Origin of the sequence: Zeimonas arvi (assembly GCF_008039575.1) — a bacterium.
Lineage (GTDB): Bacteria > Pseudomonadota > Gammaproteobacteria > Burkholderiales > Burkholderiaceae_E > Zeimonas > Zeimonas arvi.
In genome coordinates this window covers 1-16,484 of sequence record NZ_VDUY01000010.1, presented here as the reverse complement: position 1 = coordinate 16,484, position 16,484 = coordinate 1, and the positions used below count along the sequence as shown (strand labels likewise).

18 protein-coding genes are annotated in these 16,484 nt (G+C 68.1%); 7 read left to right on the top strand and 11 right to left on the bottom strand.

The features are described 5' to 3' along the window. Nucleotides 1-1,251: an MFS transporter gene (locus FHP08_RS17825; protein WP_147705862.1), complete on the top strand. Its 1,251-nt coding sequence runs from the start codon at nucleotides 1-3 to the stop codon at nucleotides 1,249-1,251. Here FHP08_RS17825 and FHP08_RS17820 read toward each other — a convergent pair. The 6 genes from FHP08_RS17820 to uvrB all read right to left on the bottom strand — a co-directional run bounded on the left by FHP08_RS17820 (nucleotide 1,232) and on the right by uvrB (nucleotide 6,453). Further along, nucleotides 1,232-1,534: a P-II family nitrogen regulator gene (locus FHP08_RS17820; RefSeq protein WP_147705861.1), complete on the bottom strand. Its 303-nt coding sequence runs from the start codon at nucleotides 1,532-1,534 to the stop codon at nucleotides 1,232-1,234. The genes FHP08_RS17825 and FHP08_RS17820 overlap by 20 nt on opposite strands. A gap of 11 nt (nucleotides 1,535-1,545) precedes the next feature. Then, nucleotides 1,546-2,493 carry a sodium-dependent bicarbonate transport family permease gene (locus FHP08_RS17815; RefSeq protein WP_147705860.1) on the bottom strand — a complete coding sequence of 316 codons (948 nt, stop codon included), beginning with the start codon at nucleotides 2,491-2,493 and terminating at the stop codon, nucleotides 1,546-1,548. Nucleotides 2,494-2,543: 50 nt separating this feature from the next. Further along, nucleotides 2,544-2,867, bottom strand: coding sequence for an iron-sulfur cluster assembly protein IscA (gene iscA / locus FHP08_RS17810; protein ID WP_147705908.1), 324 nt, complete (start codon nucleotides 2,865-2,867; stop codon nucleotides 2,544-2,546). A gap of 92 nt (nucleotides 2,868-2,959) precedes the next feature. After that, complete coding sequence (iscR, locus tag FHP08_RS17805; protein ID WP_147705859.1) at nucleotides 2,960-3,490, bottom strand: Fe-S cluster assembly transcriptional regulator IscR; 531 nt, start codon at nucleotides 3,488-3,490, stop codon at nucleotides 2,960-2,962. 292 nt (nucleotides 3,491-3,782) lie between these two features. Beyond that, entirely contained in the window at nucleotides 3,783-4,274 is a 492-nt protein-coding gene (locus FHP08_RS17800; RefSeq protein ID WP_147705858.1) for a low molecular weight protein-tyrosine-phosphatase, read from the bottom strand. Nucleotides 4,275-4,365: 91 nt separating this feature from the next. After that, entirely contained in the window at nucleotides 4,366-6,453 is a 2,088-nt protein-coding gene (gene uvrB / locus FHP08_RS17795; RefSeq protein WP_147705857.1) for an excinuclease ABC subunit UvrB, read from the bottom strand. A gap of 284 nt (nucleotides 6,454-6,737) precedes the next feature. On the opposite strand from uvrB, the gene FHP08_RS17790 reads away from it, so the two are divergent. Both FHP08_RS17790 and FHP08_RS17785 read left to right on the top strand, forming a co-directional pair. Then, nucleotides 6,738-7,946, top strand: a complete 1,209-nt coding sequence (locus FHP08_RS17790) for an amino acid aminotransferase (RefSeq protein ID WP_147705856.1) — start codon at nucleotides 6,738-6,740, stop codon at nucleotides 7,944-7,946. A gap of 93 nt (nucleotides 7,947-8,039) precedes the next feature. Continuing rightward, a complete protein-coding gene (locus tag FHP08_RS17785; RefSeq protein WP_147705855.1) occupies nucleotides 8,040-8,540 on the top strand; it encodes a group I intron-associated PD-(D/E)XK endonuclease in 501 nt (166 codons plus the stop codon). Nucleotides 8,541-8,947: 407 nt separating this feature from the next. Here the strand turns inward: FHP08_RS17785 and FHP08_RS17780 are convergent, their stop codons facing one another. The 3 genes from FHP08_RS17780 to FHP08_RS17770 form a co-directional block, all read right to left on the bottom strand. Then, nucleotides 8,948-9,241 (bottom strand): hypothetical protein, encoded by a 294-nt coding sequence (locus FHP08_RS17780; RefSeq protein WP_147705854.1) that lies wholly within the window; start codon nucleotides 9,239-9,241, stop codon nucleotides 8,948-8,950. 58 nt (nucleotides 9,242-9,299) lie between these two features. Beyond that, the gene (locus FHP08_RS17775) at nucleotides 9,300-9,935 is read right to left on the bottom strand and encodes a sigma-70 family RNA polymerase sigma factor (protein WP_147705853.1); all 636 of its coding nucleotides are present in this window, start codon (nucleotides 9,933-9,935) and stop codon (nucleotides 9,300-9,302) included. A 121-nt stretch (nucleotides 9,936-10,056) separates the two neighbouring features. Continuing rightward, complete coding sequence (locus tag FHP08_RS17770; RefSeq protein ID WP_147705852.1) at nucleotides 10,057-10,494, bottom strand: RrF2 family transcriptional regulator; 438 nt, start codon at nucleotides 10,492-10,494, stop codon at nucleotides 10,057-10,059. A 114-nt stretch (nucleotides 10,495-10,608) separates the two neighbouring features. Between FHP08_RS17770 and FHP08_RS17765 the strand changes: the two genes are divergently transcribed. From FHP08_RS17765 to FHP08_RS17755, 3 genes are all read left to right on the top strand, one after another. Beyond that, on the top strand, nucleotides 10,609-11,562 hold the full coding sequence (locus FHP08_RS17765; RefSeq protein ID WP_147705851.1) for a TAXI family TRAP transporter solute-binding subunit: 954 nt from the start codon (nucleotides 10,609-10,611) through the stop codon (nucleotides 11,560-11,562). A 125-nt stretch (nucleotides 11,563-11,687) separates the two neighbouring features. Beyond that, nucleotides 11,688-13,748 (top strand): TRAP transporter permease, encoded by a 2,061-nt coding sequence (locus FHP08_RS17760; protein ID WP_147705850.1) that lies wholly within the window; start codon nucleotides 11,688-11,690, stop codon nucleotides 13,746-13,748. A gap of 19 nt (nucleotides 13,749-13,767) precedes the next feature. Then, complete coding sequence (locus FHP08_RS17755) at nucleotides 13,768-14,157, top strand: DUF1850 domain-containing protein (protein ID WP_147705849.1); 390 nt, start codon at nucleotides 13,768-13,770, stop codon at nucleotides 14,155-14,157. 31 nt (nucleotides 14,158-14,188) lie between these two features. Here the strand turns inward: FHP08_RS17755 and trxC are convergent, their stop codons facing one another. After that, complete coding sequence (gene trxC, locus FHP08_RS17750) at nucleotides 14,189-14,638, bottom strand: thioredoxin TrxC (protein WP_147705848.1); 450 nt, start codon at nucleotides 14,636-14,638, stop codon at nucleotides 14,189-14,191. A gap of 177 nt (nucleotides 14,639-14,815) precedes the next feature. On the opposite strand from trxC, the gene FHP08_RS17745 reads away from it, so the two are divergent. Beyond that, nucleotides 14,816-15,730, top strand: a complete 915-nt coding sequence (locus FHP08_RS17745) for a DMT family transporter (RefSeq protein ID WP_147705847.1) — start codon at nucleotides 14,816-14,818, stop codon at nucleotides 15,728-15,730. A gap of 138 nt (nucleotides 15,731-15,868) precedes the next feature. Here the strand turns inward: FHP08_RS17745 and FHP08_RS17740 are convergent, their stop codons facing one another. Continuing rightward, the gene (locus tag FHP08_RS17740; RefSeq protein ID WP_147705846.1) at nucleotides 15,869-16,171 is read right to left on the bottom strand and encodes a hypothetical protein; all 303 of its coding nucleotides are present in this window, start codon (nucleotides 16,169-16,171) and stop codon (nucleotides 15,869-15,871) included. Between the last annotated feature and the right edge of the window lie 313 nt (nucleotides 16,172-16,484).

Below are 16,484 nucleotides of genomic sequence, written 5' to 3'. Positions count from 1 at the left end.
ATGGCGACGCCCCTCGGGCCGGTGATCGCCGCACTCGGCGTCACCCAGATCGTCGGCTGGGGCACGACGCACTACATGCCGGCGGTGCTGGCCGCCCCGACGGCCGCCGGCCTCGGGCTGGGCGCCACCGCCGTGCTCGGCGCCTTCTCGTGGGGCATCCTGGTCGCGGGGCTGACCGCGCGCCCCGCCGGACGGCTGATCGACCGCCTGGGCGCGCGCAAGGTGATGAGCGCCGCTTCGGTCATCGCCGCCGCCGGGCTGCTGGTGCTGGCCGCGGCGCAAGGCCTGGCCGGGCTGCTCGCGGGCTGGACCCTGCTCGGCCTGGCGCTTCGCTCCATCCTCTACGACGGCGCCTTCGCGGCGCTGACCGCGCTGGCCGGGGCGGACGCGCGGCGCGCGATCTCGCTGCTGACGCTGCTGGGCGGCCTGGCCTCGACCGCGTTCTGGCCGATCGGCCACTGGCTCGACACCGCGCTGGGCTGGCGTGCCACGCTCGTCGTCTACGCGGTGCTCAACCTGGCCATCTGCCTGCCCCTGCACTGGCGCTTCGCCGGAGGACCTGCCGGCGCCCGCGGCGCCGACGATCGGCCCGCCGCACCGGCGCACCCCGGCATGTCGCTGCCCGCCCGCCAGCGTCGGCTGGCGCTCTGGCTGCTGGCCGCGACCTTCACGCTGCACGCCTTCGTCGCGTCGACCATGGCCGCCCACCTGCCGATGCTGCTCGACGGCCTGGGCCTGGGCACCGCGGTCGTCGTCTCGGCCGCGGCGCTGATGGGCGTGGCGCAGGTCGGCGCGCGCCTGGTCGAGATGCTGATGCAGAGCCGCTTCAGCGCACTGGCGACCGCCCCGCCCTCGGTGGCGCTGCTGCCGGCCGCCTTCGCAGTCGCCCTGGCCTGGCCCGGCCACGCGACGGCAGCAGCGCTGTTCGTGATCCTCTACGGCTGCGCGAACGGCCTGATGACCATCGTGCGCGGCTCGCTGCCGCTGGCGGTGTTCGGCAGCCGCGGCTACGGCGAACTGCTGGGCACAGTGGCGGGCCCGGCACTGGCCGTGGCGGCCGCGGCGCCGATGGCGTTCTCCGCGCTGGTCGAGGCCGCCGGCCCGCGGACCGGGCTGTGGCTGCTGGCGGGCCTGTCCGCGGGTTCGCTGGCCTCGATCGCCGCGATGGCGCTGGTCGTGCGCGGCCGGCCGCCGCGCACGACCAAAGCGCCGGATCGCCAGTGCCGGAACGCTAGAACTTCTCGGCCCTGAACACCTGCACGTCGGCCAGCCAGACCGTCATCGCATAGTGGGGCGCGTAGGCGGCGAGCAGGTGCTCGGCGATCCGCTCGGCGGTGTCGCGCCCGCAGACGATCTTCAGCTCGACCGAGCGGTCGGCCTCCCAGGCGCCTTCGCGCTCGCCCTGCAGGCCGCCGCCGCGCACCGCCGACGCGGTGTAGCCATGCGCGCCCAGCCTGCGGGCATCCTGCACCACCGCCTTCTCGATCGCCGCTTCGGTGATCACGACCAGCAGCTTCCTCGGATGCTTTTCCATCGTCGATCGCCTCAGGATGTCAGGCGCTGCGCCAGCCAGAGGTACAGGCCGACGCCGATCGTCACGTTGAAGGGAAAGGTCACGCCCAGCGCCGCACCGATCGACAAGGCGGGGTTGGCCTCGGGCACGGCGACCCGCATCGCTGCCGGCGCCGCGATGTAGGAGGCGCTGGCCGCCAGCGTGGCCAACAGGGTGACGCCGCCCGCACCGAGGCCGAGTGCGAGCCCCGCGCCGAGCCCGATCGCGCCGAACAGCAGCGGCGCCAGCAGGCCGAAGGCCACCAGCCTTGGCCCGGCGCGGCGCAGGTCACCCAGCCGGCCGCCCGCGACCAGGCCCATCTCCAGCAGGAAGAGCGCGAGCGCGCCGCGGAACAGGTCGCCGAAGAGCGGGCGCAGCGGCGCCATCCCGGCCTCGCCCACCAGCGCGCCGATCAGCAGGCCGCCGAGCAGCAGGTAGACCGCCTTGCCGAACAGGGCATCGTGCAGCAGCACGCCCCAGCCCGCCGCAGGACCCTGCCCGCCCGACAGGCCGCGCGCCAGCAGGATGCCCACCACGATGCCCGGCGCCTCCATGATCGCCACCAGCACCGCGAACTCGGGCGGCGCCTCGACGCCCGCCCGCGCGAGCACGCTCTGGGCGACGGCGAAGGTCACGACCGACACCGAGCCATAGTGCGCGGCGATCGACGCCGCATCGGCGCGCGGCAGGCCCACCGGGCCGCGCAGCAAGGGGAAGGCGATCAGCGGGATCGTCGCCGACAGCAAGAAGGCGGTGAACGCCACCGGCAGCAGCGACCAGAGATCCTGCCGCGCGAGCTCGACGCCGCCCTTCAGCCCGATCGCAAGCAGCAGGTAGATCGACAGCGTCTCGTACAGCGCGTCCGGCAGGCGCAGGTCGGAGCGCGCGAGCCGCGCCCCGACGCCCAGCAGGAAGAACAGGACGACGGGGTCCAGCGTCATGCGCGGCGAGCGACCGCTTCAGGGAACCGGCGCCCCGAGCCGAAGGGAACTCAGACCGAGAAGGATTCGCCGCAACCGCACGATGCGGTGACGTTCGGATTGTTGAACTTGAACCCCTCGTTGAGCCCCTCGCGAACAAAGTCCAGCTCGGTGCCTTCGAGAAACGGCAGGCTCTTCGGATCGATGAAGACCTTCACGCCGTGGCTTTCGAAGGCGGCGTCCGCCGGATCGGTCTGCTCGGCAAAGTCGATCTGGTAGGCGAATCCCGAGCAGCCCGAGGTCCGTACCCCGAGGCGCAGGCCCACGCCCTTGCCGCGGCGCTGCAACTGCGCCGCGATGTGCCGGGCGGCGGACTCGGTCAAGGTGACTGCCATGTGCTGCGCTCCTTCGATGCTTCGGCCCCTGTCCACGACAGAGGCCCTGTCCGGCTGGCGCCAGGGAATCCGCCCCGGCGCCGCCCGGACCTTCAGATGGTGGTGATCCGGCCCTTCTCGATCTTGATCGGCTGCAGCGTGGACGTGGGGAACTCCAGCGCGGCGCGGTGCTCCTTGAGCACCGATATCTCGCGGGGCTGCCGGCTGCTCGCCTCGCGGCCCTTCTGCTGCTCGACCAGCTCGCCCAGCGTGACCGAGTCGAGGTACTCGACCATTCGCTTGTTCAGGTTCGACCAGAGCTCGTGCGTCATGCAGGGGCCGTCGTCGTTGCAGTTTTCCTTGCCGCCGCACTGCGTGGCGTCGAGCGGCTCGTCGACCGCGAAGATGATGTCCGCCACGGTGACGTTCTTGGCAGGACGTGCCAGCGTGTAGCCACCGCCCGGCCCGCGCGTGCTCTCGACCAGCTCGTGCCGACGGAGCTTGCCGAACAACTGCTCGAGGTAGGACAGCGAGATCTTCTGGCGCTGGCTGATCCCGGCCAGCGTGACGGGACCCTGATGCTGGCGCATGGCCAGGTCGATCATGGCGGTGACCGCGAAACGCCCCTTGGTGGTCAGTCTCATGCTTGCTCCAGTCTGGTAGAGGCCAGTCGGTGACTCGGGCTCTCGCTCGGCGAGTTTCCGAGTATTTTAGTCGAGAATTCGCGAGGATGGAAGGGGGTTTGTCGTGGACAAATTCCCATTCAACTCACTCGGGTATTGTCGACGCCGGCCGGCCTGCCTTACAGGCGCCGGAGCCCGGCCGCGGTCTCCCGCGGCCGGGCGAGTCCGAACCGACCGTCAGCCGGCTTGCCGCCGCCGGATTGCAGCGCAATCCGGGACCGGGCTTGCGAGCCACCCGTGGCCCGCAACACGCTCAGGCCGCGGCAACTTGCGTGGCGCGGCGCTTGGCGACCTCGAGCAGGCCGTTGCAGGCGTCCTCGATGTAGTCGAGCACCTGTTCGAAGCCCTGCTGGTTGCCGTAGTACGGGTCGGGAATCGTGGCCGACTCGTGGTCGCTGGCGAAGCGCATCAGCAGTTGCAGCTTGTGGTGCGCGCTCTTGGGCGCCATCTGCTGGAGCAGCGCGAGGTTGTCCCAGTCCATGGCGAGGATCATGTCGTAATCCTCGAAGTCCTTGTCCTTGATGCGCCGGGCACGCAGCCCCGAAATGTCATAGCCGCGCTTGCTCGCGGTGGCCTGCGCGCGCTTGTCCGGCGCCTCGCCGGCGTGGAAGGCGTGGGTGCCGGCCGAGCCGACCTGCACGACCTCGTCGAGGCCCGCCTGGCGCACCATCTGCTGGAACACGCCCTCGGCCATCGGCGAGCGGCAGATGTTGCCCATGCAGACGAACAGGATGCGGGTGTTCATTGCCAGCGAAATCGGTTCACGTTTTGCCATTTCAACTCCAGACTCGAAAACAGGATCCTTGGTTCTTGCGCCGCTCCGCGAGCGGCGCCATTCAAGCAGCCTTCCCAGCCACGAACGGAACGACATTGCCCCCTCCGTTCGAACCGAAAAACCGCTCCTTCAATGCAGCGAGCTGGTCGCGCAGCTGCGCGGCCTTCTCGAATTCCAGGTTCTTCGCATGCTCGAGCATCTGCTTCTCGAGCCGCTTGATCTCTTTCGCGAGCGCCTTCTCCGACATCGCGTCGTAGCCCGCCTGCTGCTCGGCGGCCTTGAGCTCCTGCCGCGCCTGCTGCGGATCCCAGACGCCGTCGATCATGTCGCGGATCTGCTTGCTGACCCCGCGCGGCACGATGCCGTGCTCGACGTTGAACGCCACCTGCTTCAGGCGCCGCCGCTCGGTCTCGTCGATCGCCCTGCGCATCGAGTCGGTGACCCGATCGGCGTACAGGATCGCAGTGCCGTTCAGGTTGCGCGCCGCCCGCCCGATCGTCTGGATCAGGCTGCGCTCGGAACGCAGGAAGCCTTCCTTGTCGGCGTCGAGGATCGCCACCAGCGAGACCTCGGGAATGTCCAGGCCCTCGCGCAGCAGGTTGATGCCCACCAGCACGTCGAAGGTGCCCAGGCGCAGGTCGCGGATGATCTCGACCCGCTCCACCGTGTCGATGTCCGAGTGCAGGTAGCGGACCCGCACGCCGTTCTCGCCCAGGTAGTCGGTGAGATCCTCGGCCATCCGCTTGGTGAGCGTGGTGACCAGCACCCGCTCGCCGCGCTCCACCCGCACGCGAATCTCGGACAACGCGTCGTCGACCTGGCTGGTGGCCGGCCTGACGGTGACCACCGGGTCGACCAGGCCGGTGGGCCGCACCACCTGCTCGACCACCTGCCCGGACTGGCGCGCCTCGTAGACGGCCGGCGTGGCCGACACGAACACGCACTGGCGCACCTTGGACTCGAACTCCTCGAAGGTGAGCGGCCGGTTGTCCAGCGCCGAGGGCAGGCGGAAGCCGTAGTCGACCAGCGTTTCCTTGCGCGAGCGGTCGCCACGATACATGCCGCCGAGCTGGCCGATCGTGACGTGGCTCTCGTCGATGATCATCAGCGCGTCGGAGGGCAGGTAGTCGACCAGCGTGGGCGGCGGCTCGCCGGGCGCCGCGCCCGACAGGTGCCGGGTGTAGTTCTCGATGCCCTTGCAGAAGCCGAGCTCCTGCAGCATCTCGATGTCGAAGCGGGTGCGCTGCTCGAGCCGCTGCGCTTCGACGAACTTGCCCTGGGCGTTGAAGAAGGCGAGCCGCTCGCGCAGCTCTTCCTTGATCGTCTCGATGGCGCGCAGCACGGTCGCCCGCGGCGTCACGTAATGCGATGACGGGTACACGGTGAAGCGCGGGATCTTCTGCTGCACCCGGCCGGTGAGCGGATCGAAGAGCTGGATGCTTTCGACTTCGTCGTCGAACAGCTCGACCCGCACCGCGAGCTCGGCGTGCTCGGCCGGGAAGATGTCGATCGTGTCGCCGCGCACCCGGAAACTGCCGCGCACGAAATCGGTCTCGTTGCGCTTGTACTGCATGGACACCAGCCGCGCCAGCACGTCGCGCTGGGACATCTTGTCCTTCACGCGCAGCGTCATGACCATCGCGTGATAGTCGTTCGGGTTGCCGATGCCGTAGATGCACGACACGGTCGCCACGATCACCGTGTCGCGGCGCTCGAGGAGCGACTTGGTGGCCGACAGCCGCATCTGCTCGATGTGCTCGTTGATCGACGAGTCCTTCTCGATGAACAGGTCGCGCTGGGGCACGTAGGCTTCGGGCTGGTAGTAGTCGTAGTAGGAGACGAAGTACTCGACCGCGTTGTTCGGGAAGAACTCGCGCATCTCCGCGTACAGCTGCGCGGCCAGCGTCTTGTTCGGCGCAAGGACCAGCGCCGGCCGGCCGAGCTGCGCGATGACGTTGGCCATCGTGAAGGTCTTGCCCGAGCCGGTCACGCCCAGCAGCGTCTGGAAGCTCAAGCCGTCCTGGATGCCTTCGATCAGGCGAGCGATGGCCTCCGGCTGGTCGCCAGCCGGGGGGAAAGGCTGGTACAGCTGGAAAGGGCTTCCCGGGAAGCTGACGAACTTCGTGCTGTCGAGCGCGAGATCGGTCATCTGGGCGGAGGGTTCCGGAGGCAGCGTGTTAGACTTGACAAAACCGACCCTTGCTGCGCTGCCGCATGAATTCGCGGGATTCCCGACAGTCCGGAATCCGGCCGAAATCCACGTGCCGGCAAGGGCTTTTCATCTGGGCCTCACGGCGCTTTCGCCGCCGCTCGGCCAAAGACGAATTATCGCTGCGCGCCCCCCAAAAAGCTAGTGCCCTGCACATTTTTTGTGCAGATACTTGTGTTTCATTAGGTAATTTTTCTTAACAATCAGGAACTTGGTCGATCGCCATGAGCCAGTCGATGTTTGCCGCCGTCCAGTTGGCGCCCCGTGACCCCATCCTGGGCCTGACCGAAGCCTTCAACGCCGACACGCGCACCAACAAGGTGAACCTCGGCGTCGGCGTCTACTACGACGACAACGGCAAGCTGCCGCTGCTCGCCGCGGTGCGGGAAGCCGAGAAGACCCGCCTCGAGGCGGCGCCGGCGCGCGGCTATCTGCCCATCGAAGGCTTCGGGGCCTACAACCAGGCGGTGCAGCAACTGCTGTTCGGCAAGGACTCCCCGCTGCTGGCCGCGGGTCGGGTCGCCACCTTCGAGGCCCTGGGCGGAACCGGCGGCCTGAAGATCGGCGCAGACTTCCTGAAACGGCTCGCCCCGAACGCCGAGGTCTGGATCAGCGACCCCAGCTGGGAGAACCACCGCGCGCTGTTCGAAGGCGCCGGCTTCAAGGTCAACGCCTACCCGTACTACGACTCGGCCTCGCACGGCGTGAACTTCGCGGGCATGCTGGCCGCCCTGAACGCCATGCCTTCCGGCTCGATCGCGGTGCTGCACGCCTGCTGCCACAACCCCACCGGGGTCGACCTGAGCGTCGAGCAGTGGAAGCAGGTGGTCCAGGCGGTGCGCAGCCGCGGCCTGGTCGCCTTCCTCGACATGGCCTACCAGGGCTTCGGCGACGGCATCGAGGAAGACGCGGCGGCACTGCGCCTGTTCGCGGACTCCGGCCTGCCCTTCTTCGTGTCGAGCTCGTTCTCGAAGTCCTTCTCGCTGTACGGCGAGCGGGTCGGCGCCCTGTCCATCGTCACGCTCGATCGCGACGAGACCACCCGGGTGATCAGCCAGGTCAAGCGGGTGATCCGCACCAACTACTCGAACCCGCCGACCCACGGCGCGGCGATCGTGGCGGCCGTGCTGTCCACGCCCGAACTGCGCAAGCTCTGGGAGCAGGAGCTCGCCGGCATGCGCGAGCGCATCCGGCAGATGCGCGTGCAGTTGGTCGAGAAGCTGAAGGCCCGCGGCGTCAAGCAGGACTTCTCCTTCGTGACGACGCAGCGGGGCATGTTCTCGTATTCGGGCCTCACGTCGGCGCAGGTCGATCGGCTGCGCGAGGAGTTCGGCATCTACGCGATCGCCACCGGCCGCATCTGCCTGGCGGCGCTGAACAGCAGGAACATCGACCCGGTGGCCGACGCGATCGCGAAGGTGGTCGCGGAGTAAGCTGCGGCTGCGGCTGCGGCTGCGGCTGCGGCTGCGGCTGCGGCAAGCCGCACCGGACTTCACGATCGGCGTCGTTCTGTATATATTTACAGTATGACGCCGCTTTTCAATTCCAAGTCCGTCGGCGAGCTGAGCACGGCGCGCATCCTGGCGCAGCTACTCGAGTGCGGTTACGGCGTCAGCCTGCCCTTCGGCGACAACCTTCGGTACGACTTGATTGCGGACGACGGCCAGCGCCTCGTCAGAATCCAGTGCAGGACGGGTCGCCTCGACGACAAGGGGTCGATCGCGTTTCCGGCGAGCTCTTCGGCAAACCACCGCGGCCTCGGTCGCCGTCACTACCGCGACCAGGTCGACGCGTTCGGAGTGTTCTGCCCGGACACGGGCAAGGTCTACTTCGTACCGATCGAGTCGGTGTCGAGCTGCAACCGTGAGGTGAGGCTGCGCGTGATACCTGCGCGAAACGGGCAGGTCAGTGGCACGCGCGACGCCGCTGCCTTCATTCTGGAACGCGATTCGACAGATTCGAGAAAGTCTGGCTATAATCGTTGTCTGTTCCCCGATAGCTCAGTCGGTAGAGCGACGGACTGTTAACTTAATGGCAGCCCGTATGGGAAACCATACGGTGAAAACACCCCTAATTCGGGGAACCCTAAAGCGCCGAAAGCGCCAAGGCAATCCCGAGCAAGCAGGTAGAGATCTTCAGATCGAAGCCGGGCATGTGTAGAGACTTTACGGGGCGCGCCTAAAGCGAAAGCCAAGGCGAAGAGAAAGTCCAAGCCGGTTGGAAACTTCCGGGCACTTGTAATCCGCAGGTCCCAGGTTCGAGCCCTGGTCGGGGAGCCAGATTACACGGAAAGGCCGCGCATCGCTGCGCGGCCTTTTTCGTTCCAGCCCCCTGTCGTTCCAGCTTCCCCCTGTCGTTCCAACCCCCTGCAGTTCGATTCCTCTTTCGTTCTCGCTCGCCGCGCCCGCCTCGTCACCGCGGCGATCGGCGGGTTTCAGTTCCGGTAGTTGCCGTCGTAGACGGTGCCGGCCGCATAGGTGCGGGCCGCCTCGCGGCCTTCCGCCCGGACCTCCACGGCGCTGCGCTCCCAGCCCTCACGGCCGGTCGCGAACACCGTCACCTCTCCCTGGGTGACCATTTCGTCGCGCAGGCGCGCGCGCTCGAGTTCCTGGATCACTTCGGCCCGGGTGAGCCTGGGCACGAAGTAGTCGTTCGCCTCGACGATCTCCTGCGCCATCGGCGCCGAAGACGATACCGCGACGAGCGCGGTGAACAACAGCGCTCTCATCATTGCTCCTCATGAACGTCGGAATGGACGTGCGCGACAGGCCTTGCGGCATCGCGTCTTACCGTCCCGGGATTGGTCGCGACCGGCCCGGCATTCGTGACGCCGGATGCGAGAGCGATTCGCCGCCGCCGGGCCGCCAGTCTCTTTCCAGGCACCGGCGCAGGCCCACCCTGGCTCGATGCAGCAGCGTGCGGCAGTTCGGCGCGGACAAGCCGAGCCGCTCGCAGATCTCGTCGGTGCCGAAGCCATACCACTCGTGCAGAACGAACACCTGCGTGGCCCTGGCAGGCAGTCTCGATGCGCAGCGGGCGATCGCCTCGGCCAGTTCCCGACGTTCCAGCACACCGTCGGGCTCGCACCCGAGGGGCGCGCAGAAACCCTGGTGCGGACAGTCGCGGCAGAGCGAATCGAGCGGCCCTCCGTCGACCGCGCCGCCGTCATCGAGATTGGTCAGCCACCGGCTCTCGTTCGAGCGCCACCAGTCCGCCGCCTTGTGCTTGAGGATGCCGAGCGCCCAGGTGGCCAGGCTGGCGTCGCCTCGCCAGGCCGCGCGGCCCTCGGCGATCGCGAGCAGTGTCTCCTGGACGAGGTCTTCGGCAAGCGCCGGGTCGGCGGCGAGCAGGCGCGCGTACCGCATCAGGCGCGCGCGCAACGACGCCAGTTCGAGGTCGCGGTGCTGAAAGGAGCGCGCCATCTTTCGGCCAGCCCCCAGACCCGTGCGAGGCGGACCGAGGCGTTCGGGCCCGAGCCTTGCGCGAGCGTCGATGATGCGCCGCTTCGCCGCGGCGCGCCACCGGAAAGCGGCGACTCTCGGGTCAGGCCGGCTTCAACATCGTCACGATCCGCATCGTGGCCGGGCTGTCCAGGAGGTCCTTCAGCGTGTAGCGGTCCAGCACCGCCAGGAAGGCATCGAGTGCCTCGCTCAGCGCCCGCTTGAGCCGGCAGCCGCGATCGACCAGGCAGGCGCCGCCCGCATCGAAGCACTCGACCAGGTTCAGGTCCGTCTCCATGTTGCGCAGCACCGCGCCGACCCGGATCTCCTCGGCCTTCATGCCCAGCCGCAACCCCCCGCCCTTGCCTCGCCGGCCGTGAAGGAATCCGTCGCGCACCAGCTGGTTGACCACCTTCATCAGGTGGGTACGAGAGATCGCGAAGCGCTCGGCGATCTCGGCGATGGTGACCAGGCGATCCGGGTTGCCGCCCACGTACATCAGCACGCGCAGCGCGTAGTCGGTATGTTGGGTGATTCGCATGACATCAGCTTATCCGAATCCCGGCCCGGTCCCGGGACGGCCCCCGCCGGCATCTCCACCAATCTTTGAGATAATCCCGGTTCCATTTCACCGATTCCCCGAAGAGGAGACCCCATGAACCGTCACATCCGCGGGTTCATCGCGGCCGCAGCGATCGGCCTCGGCCTGAGCGGCGCCGCCCAGGCCCAGCAATTCGTCAACGTCCTCACCGGCGGCACCAGCGGCATCTACTACCCGCTCGGCGTCGCGCTGTCGCAGATCTTCGGCAAGGAGATCCCCGAGGCGAAATCCTCGGTCCAGTCGACCAAGGCCTCGGTCGAGAACCTGAACCTGCTGCAGGCAGGCCGCGGCGAGATCGGCTTCACGCTCGGCGATGCGCTTTCCGACGCCTGGAAAGGCAACGAGGAAGTCGGCTTCAAGGCCCCGCTCAAGAAGCTGCGCGCCATCGCCGGCATCTACCCGAACTACGTGCAGATCGTGGCCAGCGCCGATTCCGGCATCAAGACCCTGGACGACCTGAAAGGCAAGCGCGTGTCCGTCGGCGCGCCGCGCTCGGGCACCGAGCTGAACGCGCGCGCCGTGTTCAAGGCCGCCGGCATGACCTACAAGGACTTCGCCAAGGTCGAGTACCTGCCCTTCGGCGAGTCGGTCGAGCTGATCAAGAACCGCCAGCTCGACGCCACGCTGCAGTCGGCGGGCCTTGGCGTGGCCTCGATCCGAGACCTGGCCACATCGGTGAAGATCGTCGTCGTGCCGGTGCCGGCCGACGTGATCGCCAAGATCGGCGACCCGGCCTATCAGTCCGCCGTCATCCCGGCGGGCACCTACGACGGTCAGTCGGGCGACGTGCCGACCGCGGCGATCAACAACTTCCTGGTCACCCACGAAGGCGTCTCGGACACCGTCGCCTACAAGATGACCAAGGCGCTGTTCGAGAACCTCGAGCAGATGGTTTCGGCGCATGCCGCGGCCAAGCGGATCTCGCTCGAGGGCGCGGTGAAGGGCCTGCCGCTGCCGCTGCACCCGGGCGCGGAGAAGTTCTACCGCGAGAAGGGTGTCCTGAAGTAAGAAGAAGGAATCGCGCTCGAGCAGGCGCACCGGAGCCCGCCTCGCGACCCGAGCGCGGGCCCGCCTGAATCGCTCCGAGGGACGCGACCGTCGCGTCCCTCTTTCGTTTCGCTCGGAGACAACCGATGTCCGACCAGGCCAGCCAGACCGCAGCGGCCGCAAGCCCCGCCGCCGACGACCCTCACAACATCTTCGGCCAGCGCTCGCCGAGCGCAACGCGGACCATCTTCTGGATCGCCGCGATCTTCTCCGCCTACCAGATCTACACCGCCGCCTATGCGCCGCTGTCCAGCCTGGTGATGCGCTCGCTGCACGTCGGCTTCCTGATGCTGCTGGCCTTCGCGGCGCTGCCGACCTGGTCGCGCGGCGGGCGCGGCAGCCACTGGCTCGGCTGGACGCTCGGCATCGCCGGCTTCGCGCTGGGCTTCTACCAGTGGATCTTCGAGGAAGAGCTGATCCTTCGCTCGGGCGAGCTGACGGCGCTCGATCTCTGGATCGGCATCGCGGCGCTGGTGCTGGTCTTCGAGGCCGCGCGCCGGGTCATGGGGCCCGCCCTGCCGCTCATTTGCGCGGCCTTCCTGGCCTATGCGCTGTTCGGCCAGTACCTGCCCGGCGCGCTCGCGCACCGCGGCTACGGCCTCGACCAGGTCATCAACCAGATGTCCTTCGGCACCGAGGGCATCTACGGCATTCCGACCTACGTCTCGTCGACCTACATCTTCCTGTTCATCCTGTTCGGCACCTTCCTCGAGCAGGCCGGCATGATCCGGCTGTTCACCGACTTCTCGCTCGGCACCGTGGGCCACACCCGCGGCGGGCCCGCCAAGGTGGCGGTCGTCGCCTCGGGCCTGATGGGCACGATCAACGGGTCGGGCGTGGCCAATGTGGTCACCACCGGTCAGTTCACGATCCCGCTGATGAAGCGCTTCGGCTACCGGCCGGCCTTCGCCGGCGGCGTCGAGGCCACCGCGAGCATGGGCGGTCAGATCATGCCGCCGGTGATGGGAGCGGTGGCCTTCATCATGGCCGAGACCATCGGTGTGCCTTATCTGGAGATCGTCAAGGCGGCGCTGATCCCCGCCATCCTCTATTTCGCGACTGCGTTCTGGATGGTCCACCTCGAGGCCGGCCGGCTCGGACTGCACGGCATTCCCAAGGAAGAATGCCCGGATCCGTGGGCGGCCGTGCGGCGAAGCTGGCACCTGATCCTGCCGCTGGCGGCGCTGGTCTGGCTGCTGTTCGCCGGCTACACGCCGCTGTTCTCCGGCACGGTGGGCCTCGCGGCCACCGTGATCCTGATCTTCGGCGCGGCCGCGATCTCGCGCGCGCCGAACACCGTGCTGCGCTTCATCTTCTGGACCGGGCTGGGGCTGCTCGCCTCGTCCTTCCTGCGCTGGGGCATCACCGCGGTGTTCGCGGTGATCGGGCTGCTGATCGTGGTCAACCTGTGGGTGCACGGTGGCCGCGAGGTGCTGCGCCTGGCCTTGAACGGCCTGTCCGAGGGTGCCAAGAACGCGTTGTCGGTCGGCGTAGCCTGCGCCCTGGTCGGCGTGATCATCGGCGTGATGACGCTGACGGGTGCGGCCACCACCTTCGGCGGCTACGTGATCCGGCTCGGCGAGCACAGCCTCTTCCTGTCGCTGCTGCTCACCATGCTCACCTGTCTGGTGCTCGGCATGGGCATCCCCACGATCCCGAACTACATCATCACCAGCTCGCTGGCCGCCCCCGCGCTGCTGGAGATGGGCGTGCCCCTGATCGTGTCGCACATGTTCGTCTTCTACTTCGGCATCATGGCCGACCTGACCCCGCCGGTGGCGCTGGCCGCCTATGCGGCATCGCCGATTGCCCGCGCATCGGGCCTGGCAATCGGCGTGCAGGCGATGCGCATCGCGATCGCCGGCTTCGTGGTCCCGTTCATGGCCGTCTACGCGCCCGCCCTGATGCTGCAGTCCGGCACCTGGCTCGACACCGGCTACGTGCTGTTCAAGGCGCTGCTGGCGATCGGGCTGTGGGGCGCAGCAAGCATCGGGTACCTGTGGTCTCCGCTCGGCTGGCCCGAGCGCATCCTGGCGGCGGCCGGCGCATTCATGCTGGTCGTGGCCCTGCCGATCACCGACGAGATCGGCTTCGCGCTATGCGCTGCCGCGCTGGGCATCCACTGGCTGCGTTCGCGCAAGCGATGACGATCGGGCTGCGCCTCGGATGACGATCGGGCTGTGCCTCGCAGTGGCGACCGCCATCGTCGCCGCCTTGCCGGTCGAGCGCTTCACCCTCGACTGGATGCACTCGGTCGAGAAAATCCGCTGGCAGGAAGACTGGCGAATCGACGCCGCGCGACGCAGCCTGGTGCTGGTCGAGTCGCGCGTGCGCGGCTCCGGCGCCGGCATGGACCCGCCGGAGGGCGCCGTCCTGCGCGATGGCGCCTGGCATGCGCCGGGCGGGGTCGAGGTGCCGCGGCTGAGCCTGGCGCTGTCGGACTTCACCGAAGACTGGCGCCTGTGCGCGAATGGCGCCTGCCGCCCGTTACGCGCTCTCGCGCCGCCCGGTGCCAGCGCGATCGAACTGGTGCCTTGCCGAACCGGCCGGCGGTGACGCACGCGGTCGCGCGGCGGCGCGCAGGGTCTCAGCCGATCCGGCTGCGCACCCAGCGCACGATGTCGGCGGCCCCCATCGCACCGGATGTGCGAGCCACCTCCCTGCCCTGCCTGAAGAGCACCATCGTGGGGATGCTCCGGATCACATGGCGCGCCGCAAGGGCCTGCGCTTCCTCGGTGTTTACCTTGGCCAGCCTGACCGCCGGCTCGAGTTGCGCCGCGGCCTGCGCGAAGGCCGGCGCCATCACCCGGCAGGGCCCGCACCAAGGCGCCCAGAAGTCCACGACCACGGGCAGATCCCCGCGCCCGACGTGGCGCTCGAACGCTCCGGCATCGAGCTCGACCGGCTTGCCGGCGAAGAGCGCCTCGCCACACCGGCCGCAGATCGGCCCTTCGGACAGCCGCGCACCCGGCACGCGATTGGCCGTGTGGCAGGCAGGGCAAAGGACCTGGGTCGTCGAGCCGTTTTCCTGATTCATCGTCGCTCCTTCGCGAGGCATCGACTCGGCAGATGGTTCCGGAACGTCGCGATTCAAGCGCCGCCTCCCGGGCGACGAGCCCCGGGTTCCTGACCGCATGCGCCTCCTCCCGATTCGCAGCAGCCGTACACCGGGCCACTCGTGACATCATCCGGGCCTCGCCTCATCCGACCGGCCATGCAACTCGACGCCCGCATCCGAATCGCCCAGCTGCTCCTCTTCGTGACCCCCTCGCTCTGGGCTGCGAACTACGTGATCGCCCGCCTCTCGGTGGGCGTGATCGAACCCCATGCGCTCGCCTTCTTCCGATGGCTGGTCGCCCTGCTGTTCATGCTGCCGATCGCATGGCCTGCGCTTCGGGCGAACTGGCCGGCCTGGCGGCGCGAGTGGCGGGACCTGCTGACATTCGGCGCCCTCGGAATGTGGATCTGCGGCGCCTTCGTGTACATCGGGGCGCGGACCACCAGCGGCACCAACATCGGCCTGATCTACGCTGTCTCCCCGGTCCTGATCGCCGCGGCCTCGGCCCGCTGGTTCGGCGACCGCCTCACGCTCCGCCAGAAAGGCGGACTGGCCATCGCGATCGCCGGCGTCCTGCTGATCATCCTTAAGGGCAATCCGGCCGCCTTCTTGCAGTTGCGCTTCACTCCGGGCGATCTCTGGGTCGTCACCGCCGCGGGCGCCTGGACCGTCTACTCGCTGATGCTGCAGGCGCGGCCGACGGTGCTGGACCCCTTCGCCCGGCTGACCGCGATCGTCATGGCCGGCCTGCTGGTGCTCGCGCCCTTCACGATCGTCGAGGCACTGGTCCTCGGCCTGCCGCGGATCGACACGCAGACCGTGCTGCTGGTCCTCGCGGCCGGGCTCTTGCCAGGCTTCGGCGCCTACCAGGCCTACTCTTTCATGCAGAAGCAGTTGGGCCCCGCCCGGACCGGATTGGTGCTCTACCTGGGGCCGCCCTACGCCGCCGCCGCTACCTGGCTGATCCTCGGCGAGCAACCCTGCTGGTACCACTGGGCGGGCACTGCCCTGCTGCTTCCGGGGATATGGCTCGCCACCGCCCGCGGCGCGCCGACCGGCGCCGGCCGGTGAAGCCTCCAGCCGGGGGGCGCAAGCAAGGGACGAAAAAAAGCCCGAACCGGGGGTTCGGGCTCAATCCACCTGGGAGGTGGAGGAGGAGACATCGGTCGAGGGAGGCTTCCGCATCCCCCGGAATTCATCACGCGCGCATCAGTTCCACTCGGCGCGCGCCTTCGCGGCCATGAACTCGGCGCGCACTCTCGGATCCGACTGCATCAGCGCCTCGAACTCGCGATCGGCGCGCCGCTTCGCCCTGTCGGCCTTGTACCGTGCGAACAGCGACGGCTTCGCCGCTGCACGCGGAACCTCAGCCGTCCGAACGGCGGCCTGCGCGTCTCGCTGCGCCGCAGCATTACGGGCATCGAGGACACCTCCGTAGACACCCTGGACCACGACCTCCAAGCCCCGCAGGACGCGATCCAAGCCGTTGTGATGGGTGACCAGCGTGCTCATTTTTCACTCCCAAATTCATGTTGCGTTGCAATACAAGAATTATGGAGCTTGTCGCGTTATTATTCCAATTGATATTTCGGATATTCCATATTCTTACTGTGAATATCTAATGTACCGCGCCAGTGCCCGGAAGACGGCACCCGAGATCCGTCAGCGTCGGCAGACGCTCCCGGGACGAGGAGCCCTGCGCGATCGCGCTGTTGAAACAAAAAAGCCACCCCGAGGGGTGGCTTTTTTGCGTTGAGAGTGCCTGACGATGTCCTACTTTCACGAGCGAGGTGCTCACTATCATCGGCGCTGCGGCGTTTCACGG

Excerpts from the sequence above, each read along its gene's own strand:
- FHP08_RS17755 (WP_147705849.1), top strand. The coding sequence starts at position 13,768 with ATGACGATCGGGCTGTGCCTCGCAGTGGCGACCGCCATCGTCGCCGCC.
- iscR (WP_147705859.1), bottom strand. The coding sequence starts at position 3,490 with ATGAGACTGACCACCAAGGGGCGTTTCGCGGTCACCGCCATGATCGAC.
- FHP08_RS17770 (WP_147705852.1), bottom strand. The coding sequence starts at position 10,494 with ATGCGAATCACCCAACATACCGACTACGCGCTGCGCGTGCTGATGTAC.
- FHP08_RS17800 (WP_147705858.1), bottom strand. The coding sequence starts at position 4,274 with ATGAACACCCGCATCCTGTTCGTCTGCATGGGCAACATCTGCCGCTCG.
- FHP08_RS17785 (WP_147705855.1), top strand. The coding sequence starts at position 8,040 with ATGACGCCGCTTTTCAATTCCAAGTCCGTCGGCGAGCTGAGCACGGCG.
- FHP08_RS17760 (WP_147705850.1), top strand. The coding sequence starts at position 11,688 with ATGTCCGACCAGGCCAGCCAGACCGCAGCGGCCGCAAGCCCCGCCGCC.
- trxC (WP_147705848.1), bottom strand. The coding sequence starts at position 14,638 with ATGAATCAGGAAAACGGCTCGACGACCCAGGTCCTTTGCCCTGCCTGC.
- FHP08_RS17790 (WP_147705856.1), top strand. The coding sequence starts at position 6,738 with ATGAGCCAGTCGATGTTTGCCGCCGTCCAGTTGGCGCCCCGTGACCCC.
- uvrB (WP_147705857.1), bottom strand. The coding sequence starts at position 6,453 with ATGACCGATCTCGCGCTCGACAGCACGAAGTTCGTCAGCTTCCCGGGA.
- FHP08_RS17820 (WP_147705861.1), bottom strand. The coding sequence starts at position 1,534 with ATGGAAAAGCATCCGAGGAAGCTGCTGGTCGTGATCACCGAAGCGGCG.
- FHP08_RS17815 (WP_147705860.1), bottom strand. The coding sequence starts at position 2,493 with ATGACGCTGGACCCCGTCGTCCTGTTCTTCCTGCTGGGCGTCGGGGCG.
- FHP08_RS17825 (WP_147705862.1), top strand. The coding sequence starts at position 1 with ATGGCGACGCCCCTCGGGCCGGTGATCGCCGCACTCGGCGTCACCCAG.
- FHP08_RS17765 (WP_147705851.1), top strand. The coding sequence starts at position 10,609 with ATGAACCGTCACATCCGCGGGTTCATCGCGGCCGCAGCGATCGGCCTC.
- FHP08_RS17775 (WP_147705853.1), bottom strand. The coding sequence starts at position 9,935 with ATGGCGCGCTCCTTTCAGCACCGCGACCTCGAACTGGCGTCGTTGCGC.
- FHP08_RS17745 (WP_147705847.1), top strand. The coding sequence starts at position 14,816 with ATGCAACTCGACGCCCGCATCCGAATCGCCCAGCTGCTCCTCTTCGTG.
- iscA (WP_147705908.1), bottom strand. The coding sequence starts at position 2,867 with ATGGCAGTCACCTTGACCGAGTCCGCCGCCCGGCACATCGCGGCGCAG.
- FHP08_RS17740 (WP_147705846.1), bottom strand. The coding sequence starts at position 16,171 with ATGAGCACGCTGGTCACCCATCACAACGGCTTGGATCGCGTCCTGCGG.
- FHP08_RS17780 (WP_147705854.1), bottom strand. The coding sequence starts at position 9,241 with ATGAGAGCGCTGTTGTTCACCGCGCTCGTCGCGGTATCGTCTTCGGCG.